General features: G+C 32.7%; 15 protein-coding genes and 2 tRNA genes. 9 read left to right on the top strand and 8 right to left on the bottom strand.

The genetic code is table 11. The features are described from left to right. Positions 1–109: 109 nt before the first annotated feature. From IEV15_RS00170 to IEV15_RS00160, 3 genes are all read left to right on the top strand, one after another. Positions 110–1,363 carry a 3-deoxy-D-manno-octulosonic acid transferase gene (locus IEV15_RS00170; RefSeq protein WP_188360475.1) on the top strand — a complete coding sequence of 418 codons (1,254 nt, stop codon included), beginning with the start codon at positions 110–112 and terminating at the stop codon, positions 1,361–1,363. Positions 1,364–1,412: 49 nt separating this feature from the next. Further along, positions 1,413–3,575, top strand: coding sequence for a S46 family peptidase (locus IEV15_RS00165; RefSeq protein ID WP_188360474.1), 2,163 nt, complete (start codon positions 1,413–1,415; stop codon positions 3,573–3,575). A gap of 236 nt (positions 3,576–3,811) precedes the next feature. Then, positions 3,812–3,979 (top strand): hypothetical protein, encoded by a 168-nt coding sequence (locus tag IEV15_RS00160; protein ID WP_229734063.1) that lies wholly within the window; start codon positions 3,812–3,814, stop codon positions 3,977–3,979. Positions 3,980–4,210: 231 nt separating this feature from the next. On the opposite strand, the gene IEV15_RS00155 is transcribed toward IEV15_RS00160, so the two are convergent. The 3 genes from IEV15_RS00155 to mutS form a co-directional block, all read right to left on the bottom strand. Continuing rightward, a tRNA-Leu gene (locus tag IEV15_RS00155) sits at positions 4,211–4,296 on the bottom strand. 15 nt (positions 4,297–4,311) lie between these two features. Next, positions 4,312–4,384, bottom strand: a tRNA-Gly gene (locus tag IEV15_RS00150). Between the two features lie 138 nt (positions 4,385–4,522). Further along, positions 4,523–7,090 (bottom strand): DNA mismatch repair protein MutS, encoded by a 2,568-nt coding sequence (gene mutS / locus IEV15_RS00145; RefSeq protein WP_188360915.1) that lies wholly within the window; start codon positions 7,088–7,090, stop codon positions 4,523–4,525. A gap of 174 nt (positions 7,091–7,264) precedes the next feature. Between mutS and IEV15_RS00140 the strand changes: the two genes are divergently transcribed. Further along, positions 7,265–7,807, top strand: coding sequence for an RNA methyltransferase (locus IEV15_RS00140; RefSeq protein ID WP_188360472.1), 543 nt, complete (start codon positions 7,265–7,267; stop codon positions 7,805–7,807). On the opposite strand, the gene folK is transcribed toward IEV15_RS00140, so the two are convergent. Then, positions 7,800–8,933, bottom strand: coding sequence for a 2-amino-4-hydroxy-6-hydroxymethyldihydropteridine diphosphokinase (folK, locus tag IEV15_RS00135; protein ID WP_188360471.1), 1,134 nt, complete (start codon positions 8,931–8,933; stop codon positions 7,800–7,802). The two genes, IEV15_RS00140 and folK, sit on opposite strands and share 8 nt — an antisense overlap. Before the next feature lie 135 nt (positions 8,934–9,068). On the opposite strand from folK, the gene sppA reads away from it, so the two are divergent. From sppA to IEV15_RS00120, 3 genes are all read left to right on the top strand, one after another. After that, positions 9,069–10,841, top strand: a complete 1,773-nt coding sequence (gene sppA, locus IEV15_RS00130) for a signal peptide peptidase SppA (protein WP_188360470.1) — start codon at positions 9,069–9,071, stop codon at positions 10,839–10,841. Between the two features lie 115 nt (positions 10,842–10,956). Beyond that, entirely contained in the window at positions 10,957–11,661 is a 705-nt protein-coding gene (locus IEV15_RS00125; protein ID WP_229734062.1) for a queuosine precursor transporter, read from the top strand. Between the two features lie 33 nt (positions 11,662–11,694). After that, positions 11,695–14,304, top strand: a complete 2,610-nt coding sequence (locus IEV15_RS00120) for an AsmA-like C-terminal region-containing protein (protein ID WP_188360469.1) — start codon at positions 11,695–11,697, stop codon at positions 14,302–14,304. Between the two features lie 60 nt (positions 14,305–14,364). Here IEV15_RS00120 and IEV15_RS00115 read toward each other — a convergent pair whose 3' ends face one another. The 4 genes from IEV15_RS00115 to IEV15_RS00100 form a co-directional block, all read right to left on the bottom strand. After that, a complete protein-coding gene (locus IEV15_RS00115) occupies positions 14,365–14,889 on the bottom strand; it encodes a YceI family protein (RefSeq protein ID WP_188360468.1) in 525 nt (174 codons plus the stop codon). A gap of 15 nt (positions 14,890–14,904) precedes the next feature. Further along, on the bottom strand, positions 14,905–16,191 hold the full coding sequence (locus IEV15_RS00110) for a hypothetical protein (protein WP_188360467.1): 1,287 nt from the start codon (positions 16,189–16,191) through the stop codon (positions 14,905–14,907). Between the two features lie 31 nt (positions 16,192–16,222). After that, entirely contained in the window at positions 16,223–16,792 is a 570-nt protein-coding gene (locus IEV15_RS00105) for a YceI family protein (protein ID WP_229734061.1), read from the bottom strand. Positions 16,793–16,924: 132 nt separating this feature from the next. Then, positions 16,925–17,719, bottom strand: coding sequence for a DUF2797 domain-containing protein (locus IEV15_RS00100; RefSeq protein WP_188360466.1), 795 nt, complete (start codon positions 17,717–17,719; stop codon positions 16,925–16,927). A gap of 127 nt (positions 17,720–17,846) precedes the next feature. Here IEV15_RS00100 and IEV15_RS00095 point away from each other — a divergent pair, with 127 nt between their 5' ends. Beyond that, positions 17,847–19,370, top strand: coding sequence for a GH3 auxin-responsive promoter family protein (locus IEV15_RS00095; RefSeq protein WP_188360465.1), 1,524 nt, complete (start codon positions 17,847–17,849; stop codon positions 19,368–19,370). After that, a complete protein-coding gene (locus IEV15_RS00090) occupies positions 19,367–19,531 on the top strand; it encodes a hypothetical protein (RefSeq protein ID WP_188360464.1) in 165 nt (54 codons plus the stop codon). The genes IEV15_RS00095 and IEV15_RS00090 overlap by 4 nt, the downstream gene beginning before the upstream one ends. Positions 19,532–19,535: the final 4 nt, after the last annotated feature.

The following is a 19,535-nucleotide window of genomic DNA, read 5'->3' as shown; positions in this document are numbered from 1 at the left end:
TTTAAAAACGACTTAAAATTCGTTTCAACTAACAAAAGTAATTATTTGCGAGGTGATAACAATGAAAATTGTTTAAAGTAATGTATTTTAGCATCACAATTTTTTTTACATGTTAAGCTTCTATTCATTCCTAGTTTCAATAGCCGGATTTTTTCTGAAAATTGTCGCATTATTTAATCCGAAAATGAAACTTTTTGTTGACGGTCGAAAATCAGTTTTTGAAACTTTATCAAAAAACATTTCTAATTCAGATAAATCCATTTGGTTTCACGCCGCTTCATTGGGCGAATTTGAACAAGGATTACCCGTGATGGAAAAAATTAAAGCTCATTTTCCGAATCATAAACTTGTAGTCACATTTTTTTCTCCTTCAGGTTATGAAGTTCGAAAAAATAATACAATTGCAGATATTACTATTTACTTACCACTTGATACGAAACAAAATGCGAATCAATTTTTAGATAGTGTTCATCCCGAATTGGTGTTTTTTATCAAATATGAATTTTGGCCCAATTATTTGAATGAACTAAAAAACAGAAAAATAAATACCTATTTAATTTCGGGAATTTTTAGAGAAAATCAAGCGTTTTTTAAATGGTATGGTGGTTTTTACAGAAAAGCTCTAAATTCATTTGATTACTTTTTTGTGCAAAATGAATCTTCTAAAAAATTAGTACAACAATTAGGTTTTCAAAATGTTAGTATTTCAGGTGATACCCGATTTGATCGCGTTGTTTCCATTTTAGAACGCGACAATCATTTGGATTTTATTGAAAAATTCAAAAACAATACGTTGACAATTGTTATCGGAAGTTCTTGGCCAAAAGACGAAGAATTGTTGGTGAATTTTATCAATCAATCCACTGAAAACATAAAATTCATTATCGCTCCACATAATATCAAATCGGAACAAATTCAGGGTTTACAAAAATCGTTGTCAAAAAAATGCATTTTATTTTCTGATATAGCTTCAGGTCGTCACCTTTCTATTAATGAACATGATGTTTTCATCATTGACACCATTGGTATTTTAACCAAAATTTACAGCTATGCTGATATTGCTTATGTTGGCGGCGGTTTTGGAAATCCGGGTGTTCACAATCTCCTAGAACCTGCCACATTTGGAGTTCCTATTATTATTGGTCCAAATTACTCTCATTTTGCAGAAGCTATAGCTCTTGTAAATATGGAAGGGTGTATTTCTATAGCAAACCAGAATCAAATGAGTGATGCCTTTAAAAACCTAATCAACAACGAAGCTATTCGTCATGAAAAAGGTCATATCTGCAGCACATTTGTTCAAATGAACAAAGGAGCAACTGATAAGATTGTTTCCCATATTCTTAATGAAAACTTAAAATAAAAAACCAAATTATCTAAAAATTGTATCTTTCCAAACTAAATTAAATACCATGAAATTTTTACGTATATTATTACTTTTTGTTTGTTTTTCTGCCTTTTCTCAACAAGGTGGTATGTGGATTCCTTCGTTATTAGAAGGAATGAATGAAAAAGAAATGAAATCACTTGGCATGAAAATGACAGCCAAAGATATTTATGATGTCAACAATTCAAGCATGAAGGATGCCGTTCCTCATTTTAATAACGGTTGTACTTCAGAAGTCATTTCACCTAAAGGATTAATTTTAACGAATCATCATTGCGGATATGGCCAAATTCAATCCCATTCAACCGTAGAAAATGATTATTTAGAAAAAGGATTTTGGGCAATGAGTTTATCCGAAGAATTAGCAAATCCGGGAATGGTGGTCACATTTATTGTAAAAATAGAAGATGTTACCAGCAAAGTGTTGGAAAACACACAAACCATTTCGAACGAAGCTGACAAACAAAAGAAAATTCAAGAAAATATTTCCGCTTTGACCAATTCACTTCCAAAAGAAAGTTGGCAAGAAAATAGAATCAGAACTTTTTATGACGGTAATCAATACATTTGGTTTGTAGTTGAAACGTTTAAAGACATTCGTTTAGTTGGGGCTCCACCATCATCAATTGGGAAGTTTGGTTCTGATACTGACAATTGGGTTTGGCCACGTCATACCGGTGATTTTGCTCTATTCAGAATTTATGCTGACAAAAACAATCGTCCGGCAGCTTATTCTTCGGAAAATGTGCCTTACACGCCAAAACATTATTTTCCGGTATCAACAAGTGGTGTTCAAGAAAACGACTTTACAATGGTTTTTGGTTATCCGGGAAGAACACAAGAATATTTGCCGGCAGTTGCAGTGGAACAAATTGTAAATGATTTGAACCCTGCCAAAATTGAAATTCGCGATGTCGCTCTAAAAATTCAAGATGGTTTTATGAGAAAAGACAAAGCGATAAAAATTCAATATGCCGCCAAATTTGCTTCTGTAGCTAATTATTGGAAAAAGTGGATTGGCGAAAATAAAGGTTTAATAAAATCGAATGCCATTCAAATCAAAAAAGATTTTGAAAAAGACTTCATGAACAAAGTTGCCAAAGCAGGAAAACAAAACGAATATGGCAATCTTCTTTCTGAATTTGAAACCAATTATAAAGCTATCGCTCCTTATGCTTTAAGTCGCGATTATTTTATGGAAGTGGTCATGAGAAACACCGAATTATTGAGTTTCGGATACCGCCTTTATCAATTAGAACAACTTTATAATTTAAGAGGCGAACAAGCTTTTAATGATAGAAAAACAAATCTTTTAATGGGTTTTGAAGAATTGTATAAAGATTTCAATGCCACAGTTGATGAAAAAGTAATGGAACAATTAATCGAAATGTATGCTACAAAATCACCTAAAGAATTGTTGCCACAAGAACTATTGAATCAAGATTTAAAAGCCAAAACCGCTGAAATTTTCAAAACCTCAAAATTATCAAGCTACAATGGTTTGAAAGAAATGTTAAGTGGCGATGCAAAAACTGCCGTTGCAACTATGAATCAAGACAGTGGTTATCTTTTTGTAAAAATGCTTGCTGACGCTTACAACAAAAATGTTGCTCCAAAATTTGATGAAATCAATTTGAAAAACACAGCCTTGCAACGCACTTACATGAAAGGTATTTTAGAATTAAGTCCAAAAGAAGCTCGAATTTTTCCGGATGCCAATTCAACTTTGCGAGTAACCTATGGCAAAGTGAAAGGATATGCACCCGCAGATGCTGTTTACTATAGTCCGGTAACCTATCTGGAAGGTGTTATGGAAAAATACATTCCTGGAGATTATGAATTTGATGTGTCGCCTAAATTAATTGAACTTTATAACGCTAAAGATTATGGCCCTTATGGTGAAAATGGAAAAATGCCGGTAAACTTTATAGGAACCAACCACACAACAGGTGGAAATTCAGGAAGTCCGGCAATTGATGCTCACGGAAATTTAATAGGGCTAAACTTTGACCGTGTTTGGGAAGGAACCATGAGTGATATCTATTATGATCCTGAAATTTGTAGAAACATCATGGTAGATGTACGCTACATTTTATTTGTAATTGATAAGTATGCTAATGCTAATCATTTAATTGATGAAATGACACTTGTTACACCAAAAAAGAATAAGAAAAAATCTAAAAAATAACAGTAATCTGTGTTCTTTATAATTCTACAAATAATTGTTTCTTTTTTGAATCAGAATTATCTTAATTTTCAACGCTCAAACGTTTGAAAAACAATAGTTTTATTTTTTTTAAAAAAAATTAACTAAAATATTTTGTTGAACCAAAAAATTTATATCTTTGCCTCGAATTAATAATTAACCTTTTATAATTTAGTAAGATGAAAAAAGTAATTTTAAGCTTAGTATTAGTAGCTGCTATGTCAGTTTCTTTCGTATCATGTAAAGAAAAAGCAGAAGAAGTAACAACTGAAGAAACTGCAACTGAAGTAGTTGAAGAAGCTACAGAACAAATTGAAGAAGCTGTTCAGGAAATTGACTCTACAGTTCAAGCTACTGAAGCTCCAGCTGAAACTCCAGCTCAGTAATTAGCAGCAAGCTAACAAAAAAATTAATCCCGACTTGTTCGGGATTTTTTTTTGGAATTAAGTCAAAAAAAATCTTCACTTCACAAAGCGTTCTAATCATAAGCTTATATTCAACTTTCAAAGTTCATTATTAATTCTATTCGATTTCCTTTCGAAGTAAAACAATCATACTAAAATACAGAATCTTGTAAATAAAAAAAGCTCCACTTGTAAAAACAAATGAAGCTTTTGTACTCAAGGCGGGACTTGAACCCGCACGGGCATTACTGCCCACTGGATTTTAAGTCCAGCGTGTCTACCAATTCCACCACTCGAGCATTATAAGGTAGTTGAGCGAAAAACGGGATTCGAACCCGCGACCTCCACCTTGGCAAGGTGGCGCTCTACCAACTGAGCTATTTTCGCATTACGGTTTTTATAAGAACAGCACCACTTGTTTAGCAATGCGGATGCAAATGTACTATATTTATTTACTTTTACAAGTGTTTTTTGAAAAAAAATCTCAACTAAAAAGTAACTTTTTGAATACTAAAAGAATAGCTTTTATTTTTTCTGCAACATTCTTTTAATCTCATTTAATTTCATCAAAGCCTCAACCGGCGTAAGGGTATTGATATCAATATTTAGAATTTCTTCTTTGATTTCCTCCAACAAAGGATCATCTAAATTAAAAAAGCTTAATTGCAAATCATCTTTTGACGATTTTATACCTGATAATTCTTCGCTGGAATGATTTTTTTCTAATTTTTTTAAAATCTTTTGTGCTTTTAAAATAACTGTCTGTGGTATTCCGGCCATTTTTGCTACGTGAATTCCAAAACTGTGAGCCGTTCCTCCTTTTACTAACTTTCTAATAAATAAAACGGTATCTTTTAATTCTTTTACGGACACATTAAAATTATGAATTCGTTCAAAGGTGACTTCCATTTCATTCAATTCATGATAATGTGTGGCAAATAATGTTTTTGGCTGATTAGGATGTTGGTGCAAATACTCAGCAATAGCCCAAGCAATAGAAATTCCGTCATAGGTACTGGTTCCTCTTCCAATTTCATCCAATAAAACCAAACTTCTATCCGAAATATTGTTTAGAATTGAAGCCGTTTCATTCATTTCAACCATAAAAGTTGATTCACCCATCGATATGTTATCGCTCGCCCCTACTCTGGTAAATATTTTATCAACAATACCCATTCTAACCGCCTCTGCAGGAACAAAGCTTCCCATTTGAGCCAACAAAACAATCAATGCCGTTTGTCGTAAAATAGCTGATTTCCCCGACATATTGGGTCCGGTAATCATAATGAGCTGTTGTGAATGACTGTCTAAAAAAACATCGTTTGCAATATAGGGAACTCCTATTGGGAGTTGTTTTTCAATTACGGGATGACGTCCATTAGTTATTTCTAAATCAAAAGTTTCATCTAACACCGGACGCACATAATTGTTATCTATTGCTAATTGCGTAAACGAATTCAAACAATCCAACTGAGCAACTAAACTAGCATTTAATTGAACAGGCTTTATGTAGGTGCCAATCCAAATTACCAATTGCTCAAACAACTTTGTTTCTAATTGATGAATTTTATCTTCTGCACCTAAAATTTTGGTTTCATATTCTTTTAATTCTTCAGTTATATAACGCTCAGCATTGACCAAGGTTTGTTTGCGAATCCACTCTTGTGGCACTTTATCTTTGTGTGTATTTCTAACTTCAATGTAATAGCCAAATACATTATTGAACGAAATTTTCAACGATGAAATTCCAGTTCGTTCTGATTCTCTTGCTTCAATGCCTTCTAAATATTCTTTACCAGATGTTGAAATAGCACGCAATTCGTCCAATTCTATATGAATACCACTAGCAATTGCATTTCCTTTATTGATAGAAACCGGAGCATCTGGATTTAAGGTGGTTTTTATCTTTTCTCGCAACAAATCACAACTATGCAAACTATCGCCAATGGCTTTCAAAGATTCATTACTACTTTCTAAAGCTAAGGTTTTGATGGGTAAGATGGCATCTAAAGACTGACATAAATAAATCACCTCGCGAGGAGAAATTTTTCCGGTTGCCACTTTAGATATCAATCGCTCCAAATCGGAAATTTGTTTGATTTGGTATTGAATTTTTTGAAGCACCTCCTGATTTTCTTTCAAAAAAGAAACTACTTCATGACGCGAACGTATTTTACCTGCATCTTTTAACGGAAGTGCCAACCAACGTTTTAGCAACCTTCCTCCCATTGGCGAGAGCGTTTTGTCGATAACATCTAAAAGTGTAACCGCATTTTGATTAGTACTGTGATACAATTCCAAATTTCGAATAGTAAAACGATCCATCCAAACATAAGCATCTTCAGCAATTCGTTGAATGGAAGTAATGTGTTGGATTTTGTTATGTTGCGTTTCTGATAGATAATACAAAACCGCTCCCGAAGCCACAATGCCTTCTTGTAATTCTTCGATGCCAAAACCTTTTAATGAATTGGTTTGGAAATGTTTGGTCAATACCTCAACTCCATAATCTTCGTTATACACCCAATCTTCGAGAAAAAAAGTATGATAATCTTCTCCAAAAATTTCTCTAAACTGGTTTTTATTTTGTTTCGGAATTAAAATTTCACTCGGATTAAAATTTTGCAACAATTTGTCAATGTATTCTTCATTGCCTTGAGCAGTTAAAAATTCTCCGGTTGACACATCTAAAAATGAAATTCCTAATTGTTTTTTTCCAAAATGAATTGCAGACAAAAAATTATTGGTTTTAGAATGCAACACCTCATCATTCATTGAAACTCCGGGAGTTACTAATTCAGTCACACCTCTTTTTACAATGGTTTTGGTCATTTTCGGATCTTCCAACTGATCGCAAATGGCAACCCGAAGTCCGGCTTTAACCAATTTTGGCAAATAGGTATTTAAGGAATGATGCGGAAATCCGGCCAATGCAGTCTCGGTTTCGGAACCGGCACCTCGTTTGGTCAAAACAATACCTAAAATTTGAGAAGCTCTAACCGCATCTTCACCAAAAGTTTCATAGAAATCACCCACACGAAACAACAAACACGCATCAGGATATTTTGCTTTGATTTGATTGTATTGTTTCATCAAAGGGGTTTCCTTTGGTTCTTTTACTACGTTGGTTTTGGCTGACAATTGTTTAGAATTTTGATTAGGATTTCAAAAATACGAAATAGATATTTCAAAACACAACTTCCAAATTCCAAAATTTTCAGATTCTTCAATTTTCAGATTATCAAATTCATTTCCTATTTTTGCCGTATGAGAAAATTAGCCAATTCAGAACTGGAACGAAAAAACATTGACGAATTTAAGCAAGCTGAAAAAACACCCATTACTATCATTTTAGATGATATTAGAAGTTTACACAACATTGGTTCTGTTTTTAGAACTGCCGATGCTTTTTTGATTGAAAAAATCTATTTGTGTGGCATTACTGCAACTCCTCCCAACAAAGAAATTCACAAAACGGCTTTAGGAGCTACCGAAACGGTGACTTGGGAATATGCGGAATCTGTTATAAAAACAATTGAAAAAGTAAAAAATGATGGTAATTCAGTTTGGGCTGTAGAACAAGTAGAACATTCTAAAATGCTAAATGATTTTCAAGTTGAAAAAAACAAAAAATATGCTCTAATTTTTGGCAATGAAGTTAAAGGTGTTTCGCAAGAAGCCATTCAAAAATGTGAAGGAGTGATTGAAATTCCGCAGTTGGGAACCAAACATTCCTTAAACATTTCAGTTAGTGCAGGGATTGTGGTTTGGGATTTGTTTCAAAAAATGACGTTTGAAAAAATTACTTGATTTTTTTTCGGATTTCCTCCAAAATAAAAAGATAATCTTCCTGATTTACAACAAAATCTTTGTCAGAAACATCGATGATTAGAATGTTTAAATCGGTTTGGGTTTTAATATAATCCAAATAACCCCGATTGATTTTATCTAAATAATCGGCAGGAATTTGTTGTTCATAACTTCTTCCTCTGTGTTTTATATTGGCCAATAATTGCTCTGTATTTTGATACAAATAGACATACAAATCAGGTTTGGGCATTTCTTTATAAATAATATCAAACATGGTTTTATACAAGCGATATTCATCATCAGTCAAAGTTACTTTGGCAAAAATCAAGGATTTAAAAATATGATAATCGGCTACAATAAAATCTTTAAACAAATCAAATTGAGCCAAATCATCTGATAATTGTTGGTACCTGTCAGCCAAAAAAGACATTTCCAACGGAAAAGCATAGCGACTTTGATCTTCATAAAATTTTGGCAAAAACGGGTTGTCGGCAAAACGTTCTAAAACCATTTTTGCATTGAAATCTTCTGAAATTTTGGAAGCCAAAGTTGTTTTTCCTGCTCCAATATTCCCTTCAATAGCGATGTAATTGAGTTTTTGTAAATTCAAATCAGCAATTGGTGTTTTCAATTCTTTCACAAGTCTACAGTTGCTTTTATCTTCAGCCAAAAGCACCAGTTCAGGTAAAAATTTTTGCAGAATAGGATGCCTCCAATCCAAGTTTAAATCTCGCATGGGAATCAAAACAAACAATCGATTGTGCATTTGAGGATGCGGAATTTTCAAATTTTCAGTAGTTACAATAGCATCATCAAAAGCGATGACATCAATATCAATTTCTCGCTTTTGATAACCGGACTCTTCCGTTCGTGTTCTTCCGATTTGTTTTTCGATACCTAAGACTAAAATGAGAATTTCTTCTACGGGTTTTGAAGTATGAAGCAGTAACGCACAATTATAAAACGGTTCGCTGTCAAAACCCCAAGGTGGAGTTTCATAAAGTCTGGAAATTTTGACAATAGTCCCAACCTTTTGGTGAATCAAATCGATTGCTTTTTCTATAAAAACCAACCGATCTCCCAAATTACTTCCCAACGATAAAACTACCTGATGCTGCTTTTCCATAAGTTTGACAAAATAACTAAAACTATTTTAGATAAGAGTATCTTTGCAAATCGGAAATTTAAAAAAATTAAAAATAGTTTGTAACGTAAACTAAAATCTGACTACTAACATATTATTAAAGTAAATTAAAAGACTATGAAATTTTTAGGAAATATTATTGCTACTGTTATAGGAATTTTTGTTTTTATGATGCTGGTTTTCTTTGGGTTTATCTTACTAGGAGCCATCTTTGGAAGTGGTGATTCAGATATTGTTAAAGTAGAGAAAAACTCAGTGATTGAACTGAATTTAGAAAACATCTATCTTGACTACAAAGGAAAATATTCGGACCCGTTAGTGACATTTCTATCAAAAAACACTGAAGTTGGATTTTCCGATGTTATCAATGCTATTGAACATGCTAAAAATGATGATAAAATTAAAGGAATTTCAATTTTAAACAACTTTTCATCATTAGGTCTAGCCCAGTCAAAATCATTGCGTGAAAAATTAATTGATTTTAAAAAATCAGGAAAGTTTGTTGTGGCTTATTCCAACTATTTAACCCAACGTGATTATTATTTGAATTCAGTTGCTGACACGATATATTTAAATCCTGTGGGAGAAATGGAATTCAAAGGCTTGTCTTCTGAAATATTATTTTTTAAAGACTTACAAGAAAAATCAGGTGTGAAAATGGAGGTTATTCGTCATGGAAAATACAAAAGTGCGGTGGAACCTTTTTTAGAAAATGAAATCAGTGAAGAAAACAGAGAGCAAATGACTTCGTTGTTGAATTCTGTGTGGACTAGTATCGTGGAAGACATTTCAAAAAGTAGAAAAATTAGTGTTGATAGTTTAAACAGTATTGCAACTAACCTATCCGCAAGAACACCTGAATTGGCATTATCTTCAAAATTAATTGATAAAATTGGTTATGAAGACGAATACCACGACGGGATTCGAACTGCTCTTAAAGTTGATTTTGATGAAGATTATAAAAGCATTGAAATTGCTGATTATGCTCAAAACTTTCTGACTAAACCGTCAAAAGTAAGCACCAAAGACAAAATTGCAGTTATTTATGCTCAGGGAGAAATTATGGGAGGTGATGGCGATGTAACTATTATTGGTGAAGGTGCCATGAGAAAAGCATTAATTGAAGCCAGAAAAGATGAAAATATAAAAGCCATTGTGCTTCGAATTGATAGTCCGGGTGGAAGTGCATTAACTTCCGAATTAATTTGGAGAGAAATTGAAATAACCAAAAAAGCAAAACCTGTAGTAGTTTCAATGGGCAATGTGGCAGCCTCAGGAGGTTATTATATCGCTTGTAATGCTGATAAAATTATTGCAGAACCAACAACCATAACCGGATCGATTGGGGTTTTTGGGGCAATTCCGAACATGACTGAACTTTCTAAAAAAATCGGAATAAACACCAGTATCATCAAAACACATGATAATGCCGCAGAATATAGTGTGTTCAAGCCATTAGATCCAACATTAAAAGCCACAATTACGGAAAGCATAGAAAACATATATTCCACATTTGTGACGCGTGTTGCCGTAGGCAGAAAAATGACTTTTGCTCAAGTGGATGAAATTGCTCAAGGAAGAGTTTGGACCGGAACAGAAGCACTGGAACTTGGTTTAGTTGATCAACTAGGCGGATTGGACAATGCTTTAGCAGAAGCTGCAAAATTGGCTAAAATCAAAAAATATAAAGTTCAAAACTTACCTGAATTTGATAAAAACTTTATGGACTTTTTAAGTGATTCCAATTCGTTGCCTTTTGCAAAATCAAAAGAGGCCTATATTCGTGAAGAAATTGGCATTGAAGCTTATCAAACCTTACAACAAATTAAAAAAGTGAGTCAGCAAAAAGGCGTTCAAGCCATGATGCCTTATGAAATAAGAATAAAATAATATTTGAACAAAATTAAACAAACCTCTTGCAACCAAAATTGACAAGAGGTTTTTTTTTGAAATGAACTATTTTTTAATTTTTCATTAACTTCAGAAACAACGTATTTTATTAAATTTGTTAAAAAAAAGATTGGAAACGAAAGACCGATTGCTTGCTTTCAAAATTTATCTGATTCTTGGAGCTTTGTTTATTGCTTCACTAGTTGTATCAAATTTAATTTTTCAGAAATTTTTTTATTGGGATTTTTTCGGATGGTATAGATTTGAAATTTCGGTAGGGATTTTACCCTACCCCATCACCTTTTTAATTACCGACATCATCTCTGAAATTTACGGAAAGAAAAAAGCCAATCAAGTGGTAACGATGGGGATTTTTGCCTCAGTTTTTTCATTAGGAATTATTTATGTTGCCAATGCTGTTCCGGCCATTGAAAATTCCCCGGTTTCAGATGTGCTTTTTTCAAAAGTATTTGGTCAAACTGCTTTAGCCGTTTTAGCCTCAATGATTGCTTATTTGGCGGCACAATATATTGATATTTATATTTTTCATTTTTGGAAGCGAATTACAAATGGAAAGATGTTATGGTTAAGAAACAACTTTTCCACGTTTACATCGCAATTTGTAGATACATTTGCGGTATTATTTTTGCTATGTAACTTCAAGATTCTTCCGTGGGAAATGTTCAACGGATTACTGATAAGTGGTTTTCTATTTAAAGTAATTATTGCAGCATTAGATACTCCCATTTTGTATGCAGTAGTATTTATGTTTCAAAAACGTTTTAATTTGAAAAGAGGCGAAGAATTAGTTTTAGATTAATAAAGTAAAGTACCCCAATAAAAAAATGAACTCATGTTAAAAAAAGTTTTAAAAGGTTTCGGAATTTTTTTAGTAGTAGCTATAATTGCTTTGGCTGCCACTCCATTTTTGTTTAAAAACAAAATCAAAGAATTGGTTTTAAAATCAATTAATGAAAAAGTAGATGCAACTGTTGCATTTGAAGATGTTAGCGTCAGTTTGTTTAAAAGTTTTCCAAAGGCAAATGTCACCATCGACCAATTAAGTTTAATCAACAAAGCTCCTTTTGCGGGAGACACCTTGTTCTATTCTGGAGAAGTAAATTTACGAATGTCAGTAAAAGAACTTTTTAAATCGGATGGTGAAGCAATGGAAATTGAATCTTTTTCGAGTAAAAACGGATTGGTGAATATTCTGTTTAACAAAGACGGCATTGGAAATTTTGACATTGCAATAAAAGATGAAAAAGAGAATGAGGCCAATGAAAATAAACCCTTTGCTTTAAACATTCAGAACTATACAATTGAAAATTTGAAGTTTGTTTATTTTGATGAAAGTTCAAAAATAAAAATGGTTATTGACCAAATTGAACACACTGGAAAAGGAAATTTTGCCGAATCAAAGTTAGATTTAGCTACTTTTACCAAAGCCAATTTGTCTCTTGATATGGACAAAACCAACTACATGAACAACGTCGCTTTAAATCTTGATGCCATTTTAGGAATTGATTTAGAAAATAGCAAATATGAATTTAAAGACAACAAAGCTTTAATTAACCAATTACCACTAGAATTTAAAGGTTTTATTCAATTAGTTGAAGCCGGACAAAATTATGATTTGACTTTTTTCACACCAACCTCATCATTTAAAAACTTCTTGGGGTTAATTCCATCGGCTTACAAAGGTGACTTGGATAAAATCAAAACATCTGGCGATTTTGAAATAAAAGGATTTGCAAAAGGACTTTATTCTGAAACAACAATTCCAACTTTTGAACTGTTAATTGCTTCTAATAATGCTTCTTTTAAATATCCTGATTTGCCAAAAACAGTTGAAAACATTGTGATTGACACAAAAATTAAAAACGAAACCGGCGTTTTAAACGATACCTATGTCAACATTGACAATCTATCTTTTAAAATTGATCAAGATGTATTCACCACAAAAGCTACCATTAAAAACATAACAGAAAATGCTTTAGTAGATGCTGATTTAAAAGGAACTATCAATTTATCAAATTTATCAAAAGCATATCCAATTAAATTGGACAAACCATTAACAGGAATTTTAAAGGCTGATGTTACCACTAAATTTGATATGCAATCGGTTGAAAAAGAAAATTACCAAAACATTCAAAGTGCCGGTTTGGTTAGTGTAACAGGGTTTAAATATACTGATGATGCCGGAAAAGGAATGGACATCAATGAAGCCATCGTTCAGTTCAACCCCAGCACCTTAAATCTTCAAAAGTTTGATGCTAAAACCGGAAAAAGTGATTTAAAAATCACCGGAATTATTGAAAATTTTTATGGTTATTTATTTAACGATAAAAATTTAAAAGGAAACTTCAATTTGGTTTCAAATCAATTTGCAGTGGCTGATTTTATGACTGCATCCGAACCTACAAAAGAAGGAGAAAAACCTAGTGAAGCTATGAAAATACCGGCTTTTTTAGATTGCAGTTTAACCGCTACTGCCGGAACTGTTTTATATGACAATTTAACCTTAAAAGATGTTTCAGGAAAAATAATTATTAAAGATGAAAAAGTTACATTAGAAAATCTAAAAACCTCTATTTTCGGTGGTCAAATTGGAGTAAACGGAACGGTTTCAACCAAAACTAAAACACCAACTTTCACTATGGGGTTAGATATGAAGCAGGTAAACATTTCTGAAACTTTCACCATGTTAGACATGATGAAAAACATTGCTCCTATTGCAAACACAATCAACGGAAAACTAAATTCTACCATTAATTTATCAGGAAGTTTAGACCCTATTGAATTGACTCCTGATTTAAAAACCATTACCGGTGATTTAATTGGACAATTACTTTCTACAACAATAAATGCTTCAAATTCAACCCTTTTGAGTAGTTTGGATAGTCATATAAGTTTTATTGATTTGAATAAAATTAATCTAAACGATTTAAAAACTAAACTAACTTTTAATGACGGAAAAGTAAATGTAGCACCATTTGACATCAAATATCAAGACATAGCAATTACGGTTGGTGGTTCTCATGGTTTTGACCAAGCAATGAATTACAACGTTAAGTTTGACGTCCCAACAAAATATTTGGGTAGCGAGGTAACTAGTTTACTTTCAAAGCTTACACCTGCAGAAGCTTCAAAACTTGATAATATTCCAATAAATGCTTTGGTTGGTGGAAATTTTTCAAATCCGAAAATTTCTACTGATATGAAACAAGCTACAACAAAATTAGCCAATCAATTGGTAGAATATCAAAAACAAAAACTAATTAATCAGGGAACATCTGCTTTAGGAAATTTGTTAAATCAGAATCCAAAACCCGGAGATACAACTAAAGCAACTACACCAACAACAAGTGAAGAAGTAAAAGCTAAAACAGAAGAAGCCGTGAAAGATAAAGTAAAAGAGGGACTCAATAGTTTGCTTAATAAAAAGAAAAAAGACAATTAGAAAGGCAAAAAACCCAAACGAAAAAGAAACGTTTGGGTTTTTTTATGAAACTAACTAACACTATTGGGTATATAAATTTATAAATAATTCTATTTCTTCTCCAACTTTAATTGCTCCTCCCATTTTTTTGGGTGGTGTTAATTCAAAATCACTAAAGTTTAAAATGATGTTACCATGCAATCTGTTTTGGTTAATTTTCAGAGGAAGGTTTTTGTAAACTCTTTGTTTTCCAACCAATTTTAAAATAAGATCGCAGCTATATTGATTATTGTGATTTTTAAAGTTTGATAATTCAATTTCTATTTGAGGAAACTCTTTTTCTTTAAGTGTTTTTCTAAAATCATGGTTTAAAATAAAGTTTCCGCAACCAAATTTTTTAACAGGAATTGAATGTGAAATTTTATTTAACTTTTGTGCTTTATTAAAATACAGCGTGTCTTTAGCGTTCATATCATAATTACATTCAAAACCTCCAATTGAAGTAGTACCTCTAACAATAAACTGTTTTGTACTGACCAACAGATAATCTTTAGGTGTTGAAAACAGTGCTACTGTTATCATAAATATTAGACTAAAAACACGCATCTTTTTTGTTTTTTATTAGAAGGAAATTACAGCTTCTGCAACGAATCCATTAAATTTCCCTTCATTAAAAATACTAGTTTTTGCATAACCATCATACTTTTGGTTTACATATTCTAATTTCATTAAGATATTTTTTGTCATAAACCAACCGGCACCAAGATTAAATCGAGTTACATCAATATCGTCATTGGTCACTGTTTCTCCTGAAACGTTATTATATCTACCTGCAACATATAGATTTTCGTTATTCCCAAAGCGATAAATTAACTCTGCTCCAATTTGTTGAAAGTTTCTCTCATCAGTTTCCACTCTAGTTTTACCACTTACAGTTTCATACATTCCAAAGAATTCAAAACCTTTGTATTTCAAAAATGGATTAATCATAATTGCGGTCAATTCATTATTAAAACCTGGTGTTACCAACCCTGAAGAGTAATTACCTGCTGAAGTAGCCAATGTGTTTTCCATTACAAAATAGTATCTTGAACCGGCACGGTCACCACCATAAAGATAAGTTCTTGCTGATTGGGCTGTATTGTATAACGAACCTGTTAAACGGAATCGAAGATCATCATTAATTTGTTTATCATAACCTATTTTTGCCATTACGGAAGGACTTGTAACGCCGGGAGCATTCGTTGTTTGATTTAACTTGCCGTTTGTAGCACCAAGCATACCAATCCAACCATTTCTTCTATAATATACTTCTGCACCAACCTCGGTTGTAAAAGCATCCATGATATAATTTCCAACAAATGGATTGTATAAAGCTTGAGCATTATCAGAACGTCTGAAATGAGCATCTCCATAATTATTTTCCATATGTCCTATTTTGATAGTTAAATATTTCATTGCATCTTCCATAAAACCGGGACTGATGAATTCTAATTTATCAAATTGAATATAACCACCTTTTACATAAGGTTCCGGATGGTGACGTGAAGAAAGATAGGTACGTAAGTGTAAATTTACACCATCATAAAGTGCCACATCAATATCAAAATTTGCAGTAGCTAAGTTAAAGTTGTTTCCTAAATTTGTTAATTGATTTGTGTTCACATTGTTCACATTCAAAACCGGATCAGCGTTATTTTCATGGTCTAATGCTTGATACTGAAGAGCAAATGCTCCACCAATTCTAACTTTTACTTGATCAAAAGTTGTAGCGGTATCTTTTGGAGCTTCAAACATGGATAGTCCTGTTTTATCATAAGGCCGCCAGTTATCCAATTGATATTGTTGTTTTTGTGCTATAGCCAAAGTACTAAATAGTACTAAGGCAGTTGTGATTAAATTTTTCATTTTTAAATTAATTAAGAGGTTGTTTTGAAAATTATTTGAATTTTACTGTGAAACTTATTTTTACATCATTGCCTGTTTTTACGGTTCCCATTAAAGCAGTTGGTGGTGTAATATCATAATCGGTTAATTTAAAAGCATAAGTGCCTTCAAAAACGGATTGTCCTGAAACAGCTGTTTCTTTAATTTTTAATGTAACTGATTTTGTAACACCGGCTATAGCGAATGTTCCGGTGAAATTCCATGTACCGTCGGCATTCTTAGAGGCTGATTTTAAATCAAATTTAACGGTCTTAAATTGATTGGTTTTTAAAGCTTTATAAGCATTTTTGTCCATTCCGTTTTTACCGCTTTTGATGCTTTCTGCCGGCATTTCAACAACCAATGATTTTATGGCTGTAATTTTATTGCCTTCAAAAGTTGCATCAAGTTTACCTGTTGCTATTTCTGACACCATATCCCAGTCGTGTAAACTGGAAGTTCCCGAAATTTTTAATTGTGGTTTTGCATCAAGTTGAAAAGTTTTCTGTGCAAAACTTAAGGAAGTTGTTACTAAAAATAGTAATAACATAAATCCTTTTACTGAGTTGAATAATTGTAGCATAATGTTGAGGTTTTGAATTATGGTACAAATTTCCGCTAGTTAAAGGAAAAAAAACATGACGAATATCAGTCTTTTATAAGAATATTATATTTTATTAGTGTGAAGTATTTCGAAAACGATGTAGTTTAAATTTTATAATTGAAATTTTACAACATAGCCTTCAAAGGTTCTGATATTAAAAACAGTTCCATCCTGAAATAGCAAATATTGACCTTTAATTCCCGAAAGCCGTCCTTGAAAGTTGGGTGATTTATCCAAATTTAAACTAGTCACTTTTTTTGGATATTCTAATACCGGATAATGTAGTTGATACAACTTTGAATTGTTTTCCGAAAAATAAGGCATTACTTCATTGGGTAAAAAAGATTGGGCTTTTAATCTTTCTTGAACTAAATCAAGTGGAGCCACTTCGTTTTTCAACATTTTTTGCCAATTGGTTTTGTCAGAATACTTGTTTTTTAAAGCAACTTCTGTAATTCCGGCTAAATATCGGTTAGGCACTTCAACAATAGGAATGGCTTGAGAAGCACCTTGATCAATCCATCGAGTGGGCACTTGTGTGCCACGAGTCACGCCAACTTTTATTTCACTTGATAACGCTAAATAAACAATATGAGGTTGCAATTGCACTCTCTTTTCATACGTCAAATCACGATCTTCAATGTCTAAATGAGCCGTACTTAGTTCGGGTTTCATGATCCAATCCCCAACTGCCGCACTCGACATGAAGCAATCATAACAAAAACCTTGACGAAAAATTTTCTTTTTCTTGCCACAATTCAAACATTGATACCCTTGAAACGAAATTTCAATCTCTTTGTCAAGCAGTTGATTAACATTTAAAAAACTGTTTTCAAAAACTAAATAATACTGAATGGGGTTGCCAAACTCGGTTTGCATTTTTGTCAGAACTCCTTCGTAAATCATTGCTTGTAAAGTTTTAAAATTTAGCTTCATCGTTTAACAAAATTTGTTATTTTTGATGAAGTCGTAAAGTTAGGTTTTGTGTTTTCAATATTCAAATCAAACGATGACAATTTAAATATCGGAATTAATGCCACTACCAATAATAAATTCTATAGCTGCTTGGATTTTAAAAAAACGATTCCATCAAATTGAATTGTTTATTAAATATCCTAATGAGGTACAAGAAGAATTGTTATTCAACTTAATAAAAACGGCAGAAAATACCGTTTTAGGCAGACAATATGATTTTCATTCGATTAAAACGTATGAAACTTTTTCAAATCGCGTTCCGGTTTCCAGCTATGAAGAATTAGAATCGATGATTGAACAAACCCGCTGTGGCATGCAAAACATTTTTTGGCCAAGTCAAATAAAATGGTTTGCAAAATCAAGCGGCACTACCAATGCTAAAAGCAAATTCATTCCCGTTAGTGCAGAAGCTCTGGAAAATTGCCACTATAAAGCCAGTAAAGATTTGTTGAGTTTGTATTTAAATAACAATGAAGATTCTAAATTGTTTGTTGGAAAAAGTCTGCGTTTGGGTGGAAGTAAAGAATTGTATCAGGATAATAATACTTTCTTTGGCGATTTATCTGCCATTTTAATTGACAACATGCCTATTTGGGCAGAATTCAGCTCCACACCAAGTAATCGTGTTTCGTTAATGGGAAATTGGGAAGTGAAACTACAAGCTATTATTGAAGAAACTATTCAGGAAGACGTTACCAGTTTGGCCGGCGTTCCGTCATGGATGTTGGTTTTATTAAATAAAGCATTAGAAGTTACCGGAAAAAATACCATCAATGAAATTTGGCCAAATGCCGAAGTTTATTTTCATGGCGGTGTAAGTTTTGACCCCTATCGCGATCAATACAAAAAATTATTCCCGAAAAAAGATTTTAATTATTACGAAATTTATAATGCATCTGAAGGTTTTTTTGCTATTCAAGACCAAAACAACAGCAATGAACTTTTACTAATGTTGGATTATGGAATTTTCTATGAATTTATTCCGTTAGATACCTTTGGCAAACCAAATCAAAAAATTATTCGATTGGCAGAAGTCGAGTTAAACAAAAATTATGCTTTAATTATCACCACCAATTCCGGGTTGTGGCGTTATTCAATCGGAGACACGGTTAGGTTTACTTCCCTGAATCCTTATCGAATTCGAGTTACGGGAAGAACCAAACATCATATTAATGTATTTGGTGAAGAATTAATGGTTGAAAATACAGACCACGCCTTAGCAAAAGCCTGTGAACTTACTCAAAATGAAGTAGTAGATTATACTGTTGCTCCCATTTTTATGAAAGACAGAGAAAAAGGTGCTCATGAATGGATGATTGAATTTAAATATCCGCCAAAAGATTTAGCTCTTTTTAGTAGTTTGTTGGATCAATGTATTCAGGATGTAAATTCGGATTATGAAGCCAAACGATTCAATAACATGACTTTAAATCAACTTAAAGTGAATGTTGCCAGACAAGGTTTGTTTTATGATTGGTTAAAAGAAAATGACAAGTTAGGCGGACAACACAAAATTCCGAGATTATCAAATGAAAGAACCTATCTCGAACAACTGAAAAGCATGCAAATTATTTCGATATGAAAAAACTGCTAAATTATATTGCTTTCCTGATACTAGTAACTTCACTACTATCTTGTGGCCCGAAACGACTGGGTTGTGGCCCTGGCCGATGTGATGTTGAACAACTCCCCAACATTTTAAAACAAAAAAATCCTGAAACAATAATTTCAGGATTAGTTTAATTTT

It is taken from the genome of Flavobacterium orientale (genome assembly GCF_014638005.1).
In the GTDB taxonomy this organism is placed as follows: Bacteria; Bacteroidota; Bacteroidia; order Flavobacteriales; family Flavobacteriaceae; genus Flavobacterium; species Flavobacterium orientale.
This window is presented reverse-complemented; position numbering and strand designations above follow the sequence as displayed.

Bases quoted from the DNA above. Each gene is read 5' to 3' on its own strand.
- IEV15_RS00170 (WP_188360475.1), top strand. From the start codon at position 110: ATGTTAAGCTTCTATTCATTCCTAGTTTCAATAGCCGGATTTTTTCTG.
- IEV15_RS00165 (WP_188360474.1), top strand. From the start codon at position 1,413: ATGAAATTTTTACGTATATTATTACTTTTTGTTTGTTTTTCTGCCTTT.
- IEV15_RS00160 (WP_229734063.1), top strand. From the start codon at position 3,812: ATGTCAGTTTCTTTCGTATCATGTAAAGAAAAAGCAGAAGAAGTAACA.
- mutS (WP_188360915.1), bottom strand. From the start codon at position 7,090: ATGAAACAATACAATCAAATCAAAGCAAAATATCCTGATGCGTGTTTG.
- IEV15_RS00140 (WP_188360472.1), top strand. From the start codon at position 7,265: ATGAGAAAATTAGCCAATTCAGAACTGGAACGAAAAAACATTGACGAA.
- folK (WP_188360471.1), bottom strand. From the start codon at position 8,933: ATGGAAAAGCAGCATCAGGTAGTTTTATCGTTGGGAAGTAATTTGGGA.
- sppA (WP_188360470.1), top strand. From the start codon at position 9,069: ATGAAATTTTTAGGAAATATTATTGCTACTGTTATAGGAATTTTTGTT.
- IEV15_RS00120 (WP_188360469.1), top strand. From the start codon at position 11,695: ATGTTAAAAAAAGTTTTAAAAGGTTTCGGAATTTTTTTAGTAGTAGCT.
- IEV15_RS00115 (WP_188360468.1), bottom strand. From the start codon at position 14,889: ATGCGTGTTTTTAGTCTAATATTTATGATAACAGTAGCACTGTTTTCA.
- IEV15_RS00110 (WP_188360467.1), bottom strand. From the start codon at position 16,191: ATGAAAAATTTAATCACAACTGCCTTAGTACTATTTAGTACTTTGGCT.
- IEV15_RS00105 (WP_229734061.1), bottom strand. From the start codon at position 16,792: ATGCTACAATTATTCAACTCAGTAAAAGGATTTATGTTATTACTATTT.
- IEV15_RS00100 (WP_188360466.1), bottom strand. From the start codon at position 17,719: ATGATTTACGAAGGAGTTCTGACAAAAATGCAAACCGAGTTTGGCAAC.
- IEV15_RS00095 (WP_188360465.1), top strand. From the start codon at position 17,847: ATGCCACTACCAATAATAAATTCTATAGCTGCTTGGATTTTAAAAAAA.
- IEV15_RS00090 (WP_188360464.1), top strand. From the start codon at position 19,367: ATGAAAAAACTGCTAAATTATATTGCTTTCCTGATACTAGTAACTTCA.